The 14,547-nt window shown below is 60.8% G+C and carries 11 protein-coding genes; 6 read left to right on the plus strand and 5 right to left on the minus strand.

Going from position 1 to position 14,547, the window contains the following annotated elements; all coding sequences use genetic code 11:
- The first annotated feature begins 41 nt into the window (after nucleotides 1-41).
- Together VNV36_RS21875 and VNV36_RS21885 are read left to right on the plus strand one after the other, a co-directional pair.
- Nucleotides 42-1,730 (plus strand): polyurethane esterase, encoded by a 1,689-nt coding sequence (locus tag VNV36_RS21875; RefSeq protein ID WP_325720445.1) that lies wholly within the window; start codon nucleotides 42-44, stop codon nucleotides 1,728-1,730.
- 232 nt (nucleotides 1,731-1,962) lie between these two features.
- A complete protein-coding gene (locus VNV36_RS21885; RefSeq protein ID WP_325720934.1) occupies nucleotides 1,963-3,816 on the plus strand; it encodes a polyurethane esterase in 1,854 nt (617 codons plus the stop codon).
- Between the two features lie 97 nt (nucleotides 3,817-3,913).
- Here the strand turns inward: VNV36_RS21885 and VNV36_RS21890 are convergent, their stop codons facing one another.
- Complete coding sequence (locus VNV36_RS21890; RefSeq protein ID WP_042610041.1) at nucleotides 3,914-4,138, minus strand: YgdI/YgdR family lipoprotein; 225 nt, start codon at nucleotides 4,136-4,138, stop codon at nucleotides 3,914-3,916.
- A gap of 195 nt (nucleotides 4,139-4,333) precedes the next feature.
- Here VNV36_RS21890 and VNV36_RS21895 point away from each other — a divergent pair, with 195 nt between their 5' ends.
- Genes VNV36_RS21895 through VNV36_RS21910 form a run of 4 tightly spaced genes read left to right on the plus strand, consistent with a single transcriptional unit; the run spans nucleotide 4,334 to nucleotide 10,833 of the window.
- Nucleotides 4,334-5,986 (plus strand): VRR-NUC domain-containing protein, encoded by a 1,653-nt coding sequence (locus tag VNV36_RS21895; RefSeq protein ID WP_325720448.1) that lies wholly within the window; start codon nucleotides 4,334-4,336, stop codon nucleotides 5,984-5,986.
- Nucleotides 5,983-8,313 carry a helicase C-terminal domain-containing protein gene (locus tag VNV36_RS21900; RefSeq protein WP_325720450.1) on the plus strand — a complete coding sequence of 777 codons (2,331 nt, stop codon included), beginning with the start codon at nucleotides 5,983-5,985 and terminating at the stop codon, nucleotides 8,311-8,313. The genes VNV36_RS21895 and VNV36_RS21900 overlap by 4 nt, the downstream gene beginning before the upstream one ends.
- Nucleotides 8,306-10,246 carry a hybrid sensor histidine kinase/response regulator gene (locus tag VNV36_RS21905; RefSeq protein ID WP_325720452.1) on the plus strand — a complete coding sequence of 647 codons (1,941 nt, stop codon included), beginning with the start codon at nucleotides 8,306-8,308 and terminating at the stop codon, nucleotides 10,244-10,246. Before VNV36_RS21900 ends, VNV36_RS21905 begins: the two co-directional genes overlap by 8 nt.
- Nucleotides 10,247-10,302: 56 nt before the next feature.
- A complete protein-coding gene (locus VNV36_RS21910) occupies nucleotides 10,303-10,833 on the plus strand; it encodes a hypothetical protein (protein WP_325720454.1) in 531 nt (176 codons plus the stop codon).
- Between the two features lie 123 nt (nucleotides 10,834-10,956).
- Here the strand turns inward: VNV36_RS21910 and VNV36_RS21915 are convergent, their stop codons facing one another.
- From VNV36_RS21915 to VNV36_RS21930, 4 genes are all read right to left on the minus strand, one after another.
- Nucleotides 10,957-11,250, minus strand: a complete 294-nt coding sequence (locus VNV36_RS21915) for a hypothetical protein (protein ID WP_325720456.1) — start codon at nucleotides 11,248-11,250, stop codon at nucleotides 10,957-10,959.
- Between the two features lie 184 nt (nucleotides 11,251-11,434).
- Nucleotides 11,435-12,778: a cation:proton antiporter gene (locus VNV36_RS21920; RefSeq protein WP_325720458.1), complete on the minus strand. Its 1,344-nt coding sequence runs from the start codon at nucleotides 12,776-12,778 to the stop codon at nucleotides 11,435-11,437.
- Nucleotides 12,779-12,820: 42 nt separating this feature from the next.
- Nucleotides 12,821-13,432: a Yip1 family protein gene (locus tag VNV36_RS21925; protein WP_325720460.1), complete on the minus strand. Its 612-nt coding sequence runs from the start codon at nucleotides 13,430-13,432 to the stop codon at nucleotides 12,821-12,823.
- An 86-nt stretch (nucleotides 13,433-13,518) separates the two neighbouring features.
- On the minus strand, nucleotides 13,519-14,376 hold the full coding sequence (locus VNV36_RS21930; protein WP_325720462.1) for a glucose 1-dehydrogenase: 858 nt from the start codon (nucleotides 14,374-14,376) through the stop codon (nucleotides 13,519-13,521).
- Nucleotides 14,377-14,547 lie beyond the last annotated feature (171 nt).

The following is a 14,547-nucleotide window of genomic DNA, read 5'->3' on the forward strand; positions in this document are numbered from 1 at the left end:
TTGCCAGGGCTGCCGGTTTCGAAAAACAGGGAGCGCAACACATGGGACTGTTCGATTACAGGAATGCCGACAGCAAAGCGTTATACAGCGACGCCATCGCCCTGACGCTGTATGCCTACACGCCCACCGGCAACCCGTTGCCGGCCACGGCGTGGGCACCCGTAACGGCGACGGCGCTGGGCTATCCAGGCAGGGTCGGGGCGCAGGGCACGTTTTTCGGCGAGCAGGACGGCTTCACCAGTGCCGAGGCCGAAGTGCTGGGCAAGTACGACGCGGCCGGCAAGCTGATTGGCCTCGGCATTGCTTTTCGTGGCACCGGCGGGCTGGGTTACAGCGACACTTTCGGTGATCTGAAAAACAATCTGCTCGCGGCTGTCGGGCCATCGGATTACGCGAGCAACTACGCGAAAAACGCTTTCGACAATCTGCTCAAGGCCGTTGCCGCTTTCGCGATTGCCAACGGTCTCGCTGCCAAGGATGTGCTGATCAGCGGCCACAGCCTCGGTGGGCTTGGGGTCAACAGCGTAGCCGAGTTGAGCACGGACCACTGGGGCGGATTCTTCGAGGACGCCAATTTCATCGCGTTCGCCTCGCCGACCCAGAGCAGCGTAGCCAGCCAAGTGCTAAATATCGGTTTCGAGAACGATCCGGTGTTCCGCGTGCTCGACGGCACTACGTTCAGCACCGCCTCGATGGGCAAGCACGACAAGCCCCACGATTCGACCACCGACAACCTCGTCAATTTCACCGACAACTACGCCTCCACGGCGCAGAACCTGGTGCCGTTCAGCATCGTCAACCCGCTGAACTGGTCGGCGCACAGTTCCCTGGGGTACGCCGACGGCCTGAATCGGGTAATCGACTCGGCGTTCTACAACCTGACCGAGCGAGACTCGACGATCATCATTTCCAACCTGGAAGAAGCCTCACGCGGCAAGACCTGGGTCGAGGATCTGGGCCGCAGCGGCGAGCCCCACACCGGCAGCACTTTCATCATTGGCACGCAGAGCAGCGACTGGCTCAAGGGCGGGGCGGGCAGTGATTTTCTTGAAGGCCTGGGCGGTGACGACCGTTTCCGCGATGACGGCGGTTTCAATATTCTTTTGGGCGGTCAGGGCCACAACACCTACGAACTGCAGAAGCCGTTGCAGAACTTCAGCTTCGCCAACGACGGTGACGGCACGCTGTACGTGCGCGACGCCTATGGCGGCATCAGCCTGACCCGCGACATCGGCGCGTTGGTGAGTCAGGAGGCTGGTTCGTGGTGGGGCAGCAAGGAGATCACTTGGGGCGTCACGGCCAAGGGTTTGAGTAACGGCAGCGAATTGACCCAGTACAACCATTCGCTCAGCGGTGATGGTTACGGTAATGCCCTGCGCGCCACGGCGGACGGCGACTGGTTGTTCGGGTTAGGCGGCGATGACCAACTGATCAGCGACAAGGCCCAGGTGACCTTCGTCGGCGGCGCTGGCAACGACGTGATGACGGCGGTGGGTGGCAACAACACCTTCCTGTTCAGCGGCGCCTTCGGCTTCGATGCCATCAACGGTTATCAGGGCAGCGACAAACTGGTGTTCATGGGCGTCGAAGGCGCAGGGCAGGGCTATGACTACAAGCAACACGCCGCGCAGTCCGGGGCCGACACTGTGCTGAAGATTGGCGACTTTGCCGTGACGCTGATTGGCGTGGGCATGGCTAATCTGACGGACTCGAGTTTCGTGTTCGCCTGATTCCGAATGCGCAGAAGATCTCATTGTGGGAGCGAGCCTGCTCGCGAAAGCACCAGTCCAGTCGACATCTTCAGTGACTGATACTCCGCTTTCGCGAGCAGGCTCGCTCCCACGGGTCGGCCGTACACATGACATTTGAGGGACCATTGAACGACAAATGAAATGCTCCGGAGCCCTGCGCTCTGGCTGTGAGCTATCTCTGACAATTCCAACAACAAGAGAGGCAATGGCAATGGGTGTATACGATTACAAGAACTTCGGCACGGCCGATTCCGCGGCGCTGTTCAGCGATGCCATGGCGATCATGCTGTATTCCTATCACAATCTCGATAACGGCTTCGCCGTCGGTTACCAGCACAACGGCTTTGGCCTCGGCTTGCCGGCGACGCTGGTCACCGCGCTGATCGGCGGCACGGATTCGCAAGGGGTGATTCCCGGCGTTCCGTGGAATCCCGACTCGGAAAAACTCGCCCTCGAGGCCGTGCAAAAGGCCGGCTGGACGCCGATCACCGCCGCGCAACTGGGTTACGAGGGCAAGACCGACGCACGTGGGACGTTCTTCGGCGAGAAGGCCGGCTACACCAGCGCGCAAGTGGAAATCCTCGGCAAATACGACGCTCAGGGTCATCTGACCGAACTGGGCATCGCCTTTCGCGGTACCAGCGGCCCAAGGGAAATCATTATCGGCGACGCCATTGGCGACGTGATCAGTGATCTGCTCGCAGCGTTCGGCCCGGCCGATTACGCGAAAAACTACGTCGGCGAAGCCTTCGGCAATCTGCTCGACGATGTCGTCGCATTCGCCCGGGCCAACGGCCTCAGCGGCAAGGACGTGCTGGTCAGCGGCCACAGCCTCGGCGGTCTGGCGGTGAACAGCATGGCTGACTTGAGTGGCGGCAAGTGGGATGGATTCTTCGCCGACTCCAACTACATCGCCTACGCTTCGCCGACCCAGAGCAGCAGCGACAAGGTGCTGAATATCGGCTATGAAAACGACCCGGTGTTTCGCGCCCTCGACGGTTCAACCTTCAGCAGTGCTTCGGTGGGCGTGCATGATGCGCCGCACGTATCGACTACCGACAACATTGTCAGCTTCAACGACCACTACGCCTCGAACGCGTGGAACGTGCTGCCGTATTCGATCCTGAACATTCCGACCTGGATTTCGCACCTCCCGACTGGCTACGGCGACGGCATGACCCGGGTGCTGGAATCGAAGTTCTACGACCTGACCAGCCGCGACTCGACGATCATCGTCGCCAACCTGTCCGACCCGGCCCGGACCAACACTTGGGTGCAGGATCTGAACCGCAACGCCGAAACCCACAAGGGCAGCACATTCATCATAGGCAGTGACGGCAACGACCTGATTCAGGGCGGCAGCGGCAACGATTATCTGGAAGGCCGCGCCGGCGATGACAGCTTGCGCGACAGCGGCGGCTATAACGTCATTCTGGGTGGGCAGGGCAGCAACACGCTCGACTTGCAACAGACGGTGAAGAACTTTGATTTCGCCAATGACGGCGCCGGCAGCCTGTACATCCGCGATGCCAACGGCGGGATCAGCATCACCCGTGACATCGGCAGCATCGTGACCAAGGAGCCGGGCTTTCTCTGGGGCGTATTCAAGGACGATGTACTGCACAGCGTCACTGCCACGGGCTTGAAAGTCGGTAGTAATGTCACCGCTTACGAGTCGAGTATGAAAGGCACGGCCGGTGCTGACACGCTAAAGGCGCATGCGGGCGGTGACTGGCTGTTCGGCCTGGAGGGCAATGATCATTTGCTCGGTGGCGTGGGTAATGACGTGTTTGTCGGTGGCGCGGGCAATGATCTGCTGGAGTCGGGCGGCGGTGCGGATACGTTTCTGTTCCACGGCGCGTTCGGCCAGGATCGTGTCGTTGGCTATACGGCCGATGACAAACTGGTATTTCTTGGCGTGCAGGGTGTGTTGCCGGGGGATGATTTGCGCGCCCATGCGTCGACAGTGGGTCAGGACACCGTGCTGACGTTTGGTGGAGATTCGGTGACGTTGGTGGGCGTGGCGCTGGGGAGTTTGAGTGCCGATGGGGTTGTTATCGCCTGATGTTGGTGCGGGGCCTTCGCCGGCCCCTTCGCGAGCAGGCTCGCTCCCACACGGGATCTGCGTCGTTCACACATCCTCCGGTAGGAGCTGCGGTGTATCAATCTTCCTTGCGAACGGTCGCGACTTCATCAGCGCGAACCTTGACCTTGGCCCCGGAAATGTCCTCGAACTCATAGAAACCATCTTCGGTCTTGGTCTTCGGCATGTCCTCGGTCAGGTACTGGGTGCCGTTCTGCAACGTGACCACGGTCTGGGTCGAACAGCCGCCCAGCGCCAACAGGGCCGCGACCGCTACAGGAATGCCCAGCATCTTGATTTTCATACCCACCTCTGACTCCTTGATTCAATGTGATTGCGGGCATTGTCGGCCCTCTAACGCGGTTGGTGCCATCACCGGCGGAAAAGTTCGATAGCGGCGCAAAAAATTGCCACTGATCTTTTTCCGTTTGCGCGGGGCAGGGCTGAGCTGGTATCTGTACGCATAACCAGTGTTCGCTTGCCGTGGCTTTGTAATCCCGTGACCTCCAACCCTCTCGACGATCCGTTCTATTACCTTAACAACTTCCGGCAAGTGCTTGATTGGCTTGAGCTTCGTTATGCCGATGTGATGAGCGAATCCGAGCATCGCTTCCTCCGCGCTTTCCACACGCTACCGCAAACCTCGCAGGGCTTGCTGGTGCGTATGGTCATGCGCAAGGGTATTCATTTTCGCGCGAGCAAACTAAATTACGGGGAGATCGGCGATATCGCCGCGGCCGCGCAACCGTTGCTCGATCACGGCTGGCTCGACGAATGCGCTGCGCTGACGCTGGCCGAACTGTTCGATGTCTTGCTCAAAGCCGAGCTCCTGCAAACATTCAGTGCCTTCATCGAACAACCGAAAGCGCGCAAGGATGAGTGGCTGCCGCTGCTGGCTGAACGGTTTACCGAGCCGCAGACCCTGCGCGATTGGGCGCCGCAACTGGCGGATCGCCTGTTCAGCCTCACGCTCATGGATCTGTGCGATCGCCTGCGCCTGATGTTCTTCGGCAATCTGTATCAGGACTGGTCGGAGTTCGTGCTGGCCGATCTTGGCATCTTCACCTACGAGAAAGTCGAGTTCTGCGCCGATTCGCGAGGTCTGCGCAGCCGCGAAGACGTCGACGCCTGCCTGTTTCTGCATCAGTGCCAACTGCGTTTCGAGGCAGGTGAGTCTCTGGAGGAGATCGTCGAACAGATCAACGCCGTGCAGTTCGACAACCCGTGGCTGCGACGCCGGCAAGCCAAGGCGTTGTTCCAGATCGGCCAGTACGGCGAGCGCATCGGTGATTTCACCCTGGCGCTCAGCGTTTATCGGGACTGCGCCTATCCGGGCGCGCGACTGCGCATGATCCGCGTGCTCGAACGTTGCGGCGAATATGCGCTGGCGCTGCAGCTTGGCTTGCAGGCCGAGCAGGCCCCGCAAAGCGCCGCCGAGCAGCAAGGGCTGCAACGCATCGTGCCGCGTTTGCGGCGCAAACTTGGGGGGCCGCCGCTCAAGCGTGCCAAGGCCCGCGCAGTCGAGCGTCTGGATTTGCACCTGCCGCGCACCGATGCGGCGCTGTCGGTGGAATACCATGTGCAAGCGCATCTGCATGCTGACGATGGCCCGGTGCATTACGTCGAAAACAGTCTGATCAATTCGCTGTTCGGGCTGTTGTGCTGGCCGGCGATCTTCGCGCCTTTGCCGGGAGCGTTCTTTCACCCGTTCCAGCGCGGCCCGGTCGATCTGCTGAGCGAAGACTTCCGCGAGCGCCGCGCCGAGCTGTTTCAGGCCTGCCTGAGCGAACTCGACGATGGCCGCTATGTCGACACGATCCGCCAGCGTTTCATCGCCAAGTGGGGCATTCAGTCGCCGTTCGTATTCTGGGGCGCGCTCAATGAGGCATTGCTGGAGCAGGCACTGGCCTGTCTGCCCGCCGAACACCTCAAACACTGGTTCAACCGCCTGCTGCTCGACATCAAGGCCAACCGCGCCGGCATGCCGGACCTGATCCAGTTCTGGCCGCAGCACAAAACCTACCGGATGATCGAAGTCAAAGGCCCCGGCGACCGCTTGCAGGACAACCAGTTGCGTTGGCTCGAGTTCTGCCACGAGCATCAGATGCCGGTGGCCGTGTGTTACGTGCAATGGGCGGAGCAGAGCGCTTGAATTACAGCATCGCCGTCCGCGCACTGTGCGAGTTCACCGCCAAGAGCGGCGACCTCGACCTGCGCTTCACCCCGTCGCCAACGGCGCTGGAAGGCATTGCCGGGCATCGCACCGTGGCCTCGCGGCGCAGCGAGAAGTACCAGAGCGAAGTGGCGCTGCAGGGCGAGTTCGGCAAGCTGCAGGTCAAGGGCAGGGCGGATGGCTATGACCCGACGCAAAACTGCCTGGAAGAGGTGAAGACCTACCGTGGGGACCTGAGCAAGCAACCGGCCAATCACCGCCAGTTGCACTGGGCGCAGGCGAAAATCTACGGCTGGTTGCTGTGCCAGAAATTGCAGCTTGGGCAGATCAATCTGGCGCTGGTGTATTTCGACGTTGTCAGCGAAAAGGAAACCTGTCTGGTCGAGTCCCACAGTGCCGAGGCGCTCCAAGGGTTTTTCGAGCAGCAATGCGGCTTGTTCCTGCAGTGGGCCGAGCAGGAAATGGCCCACCGCGAGGCGCGCAATCTGGCGGCGCAGCAACTGGTGTTTCCGCACGCGGATTTTCGTCCGGGCCAGCGACATCTGGCCGAGTCGGTATTCAAAGCCGTCAGCACCGGTCGTTGCCTGATGGCCCAGGCACCGACGGGCATTGGCAAAACCCTCGGCACGCTGTTTCCGATGCTCAAGGCTCTGGCGCCACAGCAACTGGACAAGGTGTTCTTTCTCACCGCGAAGACGCCGGGGCGCAAACTGGCGCTGGATGCCAGCCAGGTTTTATTCCGGCAGACGCCAGACTTGCCGCTGCGGGTCATGGAAATGGTCGCCCGCGACAAGGCCTGCGAACACCCGGACAAGGCCTGCCATGGCGAGTCCTGCCCGCTGGCCCAGGGCTTCTACGATCGCTTGCCGGCAGCTCGCGAAGCCGCCAGCCGCATCAACCTGCTGGATCAGGCGGCGATGCGCGAAGTCGCCGGGCAACACACGGTCTGTCCGTATTACCTGAGTCAGGAAATGGCCCGCTGGGCCGACGTGGTGGTCGCCGACTACAACTATTACTTTGATTTCAGCGCTTTGCTGTTCGGTCTGGCACAGCTCAATCAGTGGAAGGTCGCGGTGCTGGCCGACGAGGCGCACAACCTGGTCGAGCGCGGCCGGCAGATGTACAGCGCCAGTCTCGACCAGTTCAGCCTCGCCACCGTGCGCAAGAGCGCACCCGCCGCGCTGAAAAAATCCCTGCAACGGGTCAACCGCGAATGGAACGCGCTGCATGCGCCGCAGCTGGCGCCGTATCAGGCCTACGACAAAGCACCGGACAAACTCCTGCAAGCCATTGCCCTGTGCTGCGCCGCGATTGGCGATTACCTCAACGAGCATCCGCAGGGCCTCGACGCCGGCCTGCAGAACTTCTACTTCGATCTGCTGCAGTTCGGCCGGGTCGCCGAGCTGTATGACGAGCATTATCTGTTCGATATCAGCAAACGCGATCTCGACCGTAAACGTGCGCTGTCGCAACTGTGTCTGCGCAACGTGGTACCCGCGGCGTTCATCGGCCCGCGCTTGACCGCCGCCCGCAGCAGCGTGTTGTTCTCGGCCACCCTGAGCCCGCGCAACTTTTACGCCGACCTGCTCGGCACTCCGGCCGATACGGTGTGCATCGACGTCGAATCGCCGTTCAGCGCCGAGCAGTTGCAGGTGCGCATCGTCAGCCAGATCTCCACCCGCTTCAGCCATCGCCAGGCCTCGCTGGCGCCCATCGTCGAACTGATCGCCCGCCAGTTCAGCGAACGCCCGGGCAATTACCTGGCGTTCTTCAGCAGTTTCGATTACCTGCAACAGGTCGCCACGTTGCTGGCCGAGCGGCACCCGCACATCTTCCAGTGGCAGCAATCGCGGGGCATGGCCGAGAACGCGCGACAGGCGTTCCTCGACCAGTTCAGCGCCGACAGCCAGGGCGTCGGGTTTGCGGTGTTGGGCGGCGCGTTTGGTGAGGGCATCGATTTGCCCGGCGCGCGGCTGATCGGCGCGTTCATCGCGACGCTGGGGCTGGCGCAGCTCAACCCGGTCAACGAGCAGATGAAACGGCGGATGGCGGCGATTTTTGGTGCCGGTTACGACTACACGTACCTGTACCCGGGTTTGCAGAAAGTGGTGCAGGCCGCCGGGCGGGTGATCCGCACCCGCGAGGATCGCGGCACGGTCATGCTGATCGACGATCGCTTTGCCGAAAGCCGCATCAAACAGCTGTTGCCGCGCTGGTGGGCAATCAAAAACGACCCGGTGCTTTTCAATTCGGTGGATTCCCGCATACTTCAGCCCATGACAGTGGCCGGTGAGTGTGATGAGTGAAAACAACAGAACCGCAGCGATCGAGGACAGCCGCTTCCGGCTGCTGATCGACGCGGTTGTCGACTATGCGATCTACATGATCGATCCCGACGGTACCATCACCAGCTGGAACTCCGGCGCCAAGCGTTTCAAAGGTTATGAAGAAGCCGAAATCATCGGCGAGCACTTTTCACGCTTCTATACCCCTGAAGACCGCGCCAACGGCATGCCGCAACGGGCGCTGGACACGGCGATCCGCGAAGGCCGGTTCGAAGGCGAGGGCTGGCGCGTACGCAAGGACGGCACGCATTTCTGGTCGCACGTGGTGATCGATCCGATCATCGACCCCAATGGCAAGCTGCTGGGCTTTGCCAAAATCACCCGTGACCTCACCGACCGCAAGATGGCCGAGGAAACCCTCAAGCAAAGCGAACAGCAGTTCCGCCTGCTGGTGCAGGGCGTCACCGACTACGCGATCTACATGCTCAGCCCCGAAGGCTGCGTCAGCAACTGGAACCAGGGCGCGCAGCGGATCAAGGGCTATTTGCCGGAAGAAATCATCGGTCAGCATTTTTCGATTTTCTACACCCCCGAAGACCGCGAGCTCGGCGAGCCGCAGCGCTCCCTGGAAATTGCCACCCGCGAGGGCCGGTTCGAGAACCGTAGCTGGCGGATGCGCAAGGACGGCACGCGATTTCTCGCCCACGTCGTCGTTGATGCGATTCGCGGTGACACCGGGGCTTTGTTGGGATTTGCCAAGATCACTCGCGATGTGACCGAGGCGCACGAGGCGCAGCAGGCGCTGGAGAAGACCCGTGAGGCGTTGTTCCAGGCGCAAAAGATGCAGGCGATCGGGCAACTCAGCGGCGGCATCGCCCATGACTTCAACAACCTGTTGACGGTGATTCTCGGCAACCTCGAAATTGTGCAGAAGCGCATTGGCGACGCCCCGAAGATCGCCCGTCTGTTGGAAAACGCCACCCAAGGCGCCTTGCGCGGTGTCTCGCTGACCCAACGCATGCTGGCCTTCGCGCGCCGTCAGGAACTCAAGACCGAATCGGTCGACATCCCGCAACTGGTGCAAGGCATCACCGGGCTGCTGCGCAGCTCGCTGGGGCCGGGGATTCGCATCGAAACACGTTTCCCCGAAGATCTGCAGCCAGTGCTCGCCGACAACAACCAACTGGAACTGGCGATCCTCAATCTGGCGACCAACGCCCGCGATGCCATGCCCGAGGGCGGCACGGTGATCATCGAGGCGCAAGCGCAAGTGGTGCTGGAACAAAGCCACTCGAGTTTGCCGGCGGGTCGCTACGTCTGCCTGAGCCTGATCGACACCGGCGAGGGCATGGACGAGGCCACGCTGGCCTGCGCCCGCGACCCGTTTTTTACCACCAAGGGCGTAGGCAAAGGCACCGGGCTGGGTCTGTCGATGGTGCACGGCTTTATGGAGCAGTTGGGCGGGCGGTTCATTCTCAAGAGCCAGAAGGGCCAAGGCACGGCGGCCGAGCTGTGGATCCCGGTGGCGCTTGAGCGTGCGGTCAGCCGTCCGGCTTATAGCAACGCGGCGCCAATCGCGGTGCCAAGACTCAGCGTATTGGTGGTGGACGATGATTCGCTGGTGTTGACCGCCACCAGTCTGCTGCTCGAAGACCTCGGCCACCGGGTCATCGGTGCGACCTCCGGCGCTCAGGCACTGGCACTGTTCGATCAGGGTGAAGTGGTCGATCTGATGATCACCGACATGGCCATGCCGCAGATGAGCGGCGCGCAGCTGGCCCACAGCGTGCGCCTGCTCAAGCCGGATCTGCCGATCATTCTGGCCACCGGTTACGCCGAACGCCTTGAGGGCTTCGCTGCACAGCTGCCGCGTTTGCCGAAACCGTTTACCCAGTTGAATCTGGTGCAGATCATCGCCCAGTCGATGAAACGACGCGCTGGTCGATCCGGCTGAACTGTCCCGACGCGCGCCTTTCCAAAAGTCTTACCCACTTTTGGAGGGCGCGTCTCTTGCCTCGCATATTGACCCAGCCGACCGCTGAAGAAACCCTGACCGAACACAACGCGAAGATGTTCGGCTCACCCAAGGAACGGCTGGATTTCTACCGCCGGGAGATCCAGTACGAAACCAGCATCCTCGCCAACCGCACCGACGCCTATCTGGCGGCGCAGTCGTTCCTGGTAATCGCCTTCGCCTCGTGCATGGCCAACCTCAATCCGGAATGGGGCAAGATGTTCACCCTCGTCGTGCCGCCGTTTCTGGCGATGCTGGGCGTTCTCAGCTCACTCAATGCCTGGCCGGGAATTCGCGCGGCGTACGACATCATCGATCACTGGCATTTCAAGCAGAGCCAGCTGCTGCAAAGCGAACCGGTGATGGGCGCGGCCTATGACGAATCGCCGCTTTTCAGCGAGATGGAGTCGAGCCACAAGGGCTATCGCAAGTCGCTGCTGTTCTCAGTGCGCACGCCTTGGATCTTTGCGACGTTCTGGGTGATGTTGGGGGTTTATGCGGTGTTTATTCAGGTGACCAATCCTTGAGGTGGACTGGCCGGGTAGGGGGTAGGGGGCAGGGGTTGAATATTTTAGTGTCAGTGAGACTTTACCCCCTCACCCCAACCCTCTCTCCCAAGGGGGTCAGGGTGAGGAGCTTTTTGACTTTTATCACGCAGTCTCAAGCTCACGCCGCGTACTGACCACATTCTGCACCGCCGCCGGAATCGGCGGGAAATCCTCATTCAGCACGCACAGATGATCAATCGCGTCTTCGAACTTTGCATCGGCTTTCTTGCGCAATGCCCGGTATTGCTCAAAGCGTTCGAAGTCCGTCGGAGTCTGTTCCAGCAGCGCGTTGGCCGCTCGGTTCAGTTCATGGGCTTCTGCAAACAGTTGACGATTGCGTTCCAGAGCCAGTGCTCTGCAAGCCTTGATTTGCGCAGGAGTCGAGCATTCATTCATGACCGTGACCTTAATCTTGTCGAAGTTGCGTTAAACAGGCTATTCACCACGACGCTACCCGGCCTTTCGGGCGGCGCTGGATGATCAGCACGATTAAAGTTGTGACCCATGGAGTACACCAGGCGATCCATTTTTTTGCAGAAAAAACTTCGATTATTCCCAGCGAATCGAAGCGGTTGAAAAATCAGCTTTTTCGTTGTTTCAAACGTTCATACCGCGCCAGCATCGGCTGCGTGCTGATGCCATGCAGCAGAATGCTCAAGGCCACCACCGACAAGGTGATATCGGTACAGACCTTGGCCACATCGGAATCCAGGCCATGGTTTAACGCGAAGAACAGATAAAACAGGCTGCCGATCCCGCGAATGCCAAACCAGCCAATCAGCAGACGTTGTGGCCGGCTGAGCAAGCTGCCCCACGGCATCAGTGCGACACTCAGCGGACGGATCACGCAGAACAGCACCGCGCCGATCCACAGCGCCCGCCAGTCCCAGTGCGTGATCAGCACGACCCCGAGCAGGGTCACCAGAAATACTTCCATCGCCCGTTCCACCAGACTGCCAAACGCCAGCATGTCGCCCATCATGATTCCAGCCGCGACCTGGCTGTCTTCCAGTTGTTCGGTGTTGCCATGCACGGCGTTCTGCGGTTCGACGTTCTGGTGACCGACCACCGGCTGCACCATATGCTCGGCGGGCGGTTGGGTGATGCCGGTGGATTTGACTTCTTCCTGACGCAGACCGAGGCCGGCGGCAAACACTGCGAGAAAACCGTAACCGCCGATAGCGTCTGCCACTACGTAGGACAGCGCGATCAGGGCCAGGGACAGGTAATCATTCGGGCCGAGGGTGCTGTCCTCGTTGTGAATGCGCAGCGACAGGGCGATGCGGCCGATGCCTCGGCCCATCCAGTAGCCGGTCAGCAGGCCCACCGGCACCGCCCATAGCAAGCTGCGCAGTACCCAGTGCTGCCACTCGCCGGCGCTGCCGTCACTGTGCAGCAACAGCAGACCGAGAATCACGAAAGGAAAGGCCACGCCATCGTTGAGCCCGGCTTCGCCTGAAAGACCGAAGCGCACGCTGTCGACGTCCTGTGCATCGTTGACCTGCACCAGGGCAGCGAGCACCGGATCGGTCGGTGCGAGGATCGCGCCGATCAGCAACGACGGCCCCCACGGCAATTGCAGGCCCCAATGCAACAGCAGGCACACGCCGATGATCGTCAGGATCATCACCGGCCCCGCCAGGCCAAAGGCGATGCGCCAGGTCTTGTTGCGCAATGGCAAACGCAGCTTTAAACCGCAAACGAACAGGGAAAAGAGCACCGCGACTTCCGTCAGGTGCTCCATCCACAACGACGACTCTTCGAGCGACAGTTTCAGCAGATCCAGCCCACTGGGACCAATTGCGACCCCGATCAGCAGGCACACCGCTGAAGTGGTGACCGGCATCCAGCGTAACCAGGACGACGTCAGGGCCAACGTCAACAGTACGGCGCCGAGCACCGCGACCCACACGCCAAAGCTCATGACCGCTCACTGCGCTGAATTTTCAAGGACAGGCGCACCGGGTCAGCCTACGGTCGTGCGCAGGTACTCGGGGATGAGCACGTTAAACCACAGCAGGATCATCGACACCAGCATGGTGACCAGCACCAGCAGGCCGACGCCCCACACACAGGCCGAATACAACAGGCCTTGCTCCTTGCGTTCATGCATGAAGGTCGGCAGGCCCACGAAGAGCAGGAACGTCGAATACACCGACGCCGCGCCGAGGACCAGAATCGCCAGCCAACGGCTTGGATACAGCCCGGCGATCCCGGCGATGAAAAACGGCGTCACGGTATAAGCGGCAAAACCGATGCATTGATTCAGCGTCGGCCGCGCATCGAATGAACGCGACATCCAGCGAATGAAGCCGCCGATGATCGCCACACCGGCAACAATCGTCACGTACAGCAACACGCTCAATTGCAGGGCGCTGGCCGTGCTCAGGCGCACGTTTTCACCGACGGCGAGGCTCCAGCCGACGTAGGTGGTGCCGATGAACAGGCACACGGCGGGAATCAAAGCAAGTATCAACAGGTGGGCAAGGTAGTGGCGGGGATGGGTTTCTTCTTCGCGGCGGATATCGGTCCAGGCGAAGTTGGGTTGGGTGAATAATTTGACGAGGGGGGCGGACATGACAACCTCCTGTTCCTGATGGCCCGTAGGCGCTTACAGGTATGGAGGCATGTCATGCCGCGGGGTTCAGTTTTTCTGCTGCGCGGTTACAGCATCGGTTTGCCACCGGTGACGCCGTAGCGCTGGCCGGTGATGTAGCTGGCTTCGTCGGAGGCCAGCAGCACGTAAATCGGTGCAACTTCCACTGGTTGGCCAGGACGGCCGAGCGGGGTGCTGCCGCCGAAGTTCTGCACTTCTTCGTCAGGCATGGTCGAGACGATCAGCGGTGTCCAGATCGGCCCCGGGGCCACGCTGTTGACGCGGATTTCCTTCGGCCCCAGCATCTGCGCCAGACCACCGGTGAAGTTGGCAATCGCGCCTTTGGTGGTGGCGTAGGCCAGCAGGGTGGGCTTGGGCATGTCCGAGTTGACCGAACTGGTGTTGATGATCGACGAACCGGGACGCATGTGTTTGAGCGCCGCCTGGCAGATCCTGAACATGGCGGTGATGTTGACGTCGAAGGTCATCACCCATTCGTCATCGGGGATCTCTTCGAAGTTTTCATGGGTCATCTGGAATGCAGCGTTGTTCACCAGCACATCGATGCGGCCGAAGCGCTCGACGGTCTTGTCGACCAGCGCCTGGCACTGGGCTTTTTCGGCGATATCGCCGGGTAGCAGCAGGCATTGACGCCCGGCCTGTTCGACCCAGCGCGCGGTTTCCTGAGCGTCTTCGTGTTCATTCAGATAAGCCACGGCAACGTCGGCGCCTTCACGGGCGAAGGCGATTGCGACTGCACGACCAATGCCGCTGTCGGCACCGGTGATCAACGCAATCTTGCCGGCCAGCCGGCCGGAGCCGACGTAGCTTTGCTCGCCACAGTCTGGATACGGTTCCATTTTGCGTTGCGAACCGGGCACCGGTTGGGCTTGTTTCGGGAAGGGTGGTTTTGGATAGTCAGTCATCGCGGGTTCTCCTGATTTCAAGCCAGTGTTCCGGGTTGACCCGGTGGGTTTGCCTTGAGTTCGATCGGATTTGCGATGGATTTCTGCTGGCGTATGCAAAACCAGTGTGGGAGCGAGCCTGCTCGCGAAGAGGGTGTGTCAGACAATAAATGTGTCGACTGACACTGCGCT

It is taken from the genome of Pseudomonas sp., assembly GCF_035554175.1.
Classification (GTDB): Bacteria; Pseudomonadota; Gammaproteobacteria; order Pseudomonadales; family Pseudomonadaceae; genus Aquipseudomonas.

Coding starts and splice junctions, on each gene's coding strand:
- VNV36_RS21875 (WP_325720445.1), top strand. CDS start 42: ATGGGACTGTTCGATTACAGGAATGCCGACAGCAAAGCGTTATACAGC.
- VNV36_RS21885 (WP_325720934.1), top strand. CDS start 1,963: ATGGGTGTATACGATTACAAGAACTTCGGCACGGCCGATTCCGCGGCG.
- VNV36_RS21890 (WP_042610041.1), bottom strand. CDS start 4,138: ATGAAAATCAAGATGCTGGGCATTCCTGTAGCGGTCGCGGCCCTGTTG.
- VNV36_RS21905 (WP_325720452.1), top strand. CDS start 8,306: ATGAGTGAAAACAACAGAACCGCAGCGATCGAGGACAGCCGCTTCCGG.
- VNV36_RS21915 (WP_325720456.1), bottom strand. CDS start 11,250: ATGAATGAATGCTCGACTCCTGCGCAAATCAAGGCTTGCAGAGCACTG.
- VNV36_RS21920 (WP_325720458.1), bottom strand. CDS start 12,778: ATGAGCTTTGGCGTGTGGGTCGCGGTGCTCGGCGCCGTACTGTTGACG.
- VNV36_RS21925 (WP_325720460.1), bottom strand. CDS start 13,432: ATGTCCGCCCCCCTCGTCAAATTATTCACCCAACCCAACTTCGCCTGG.
- VNV36_RS21930 (WP_325720462.1), bottom strand. CDS start 14,376: ATGACTGACTATCCAAAACCACCCTTCCCGAAACAAGCCCAACCGGTG.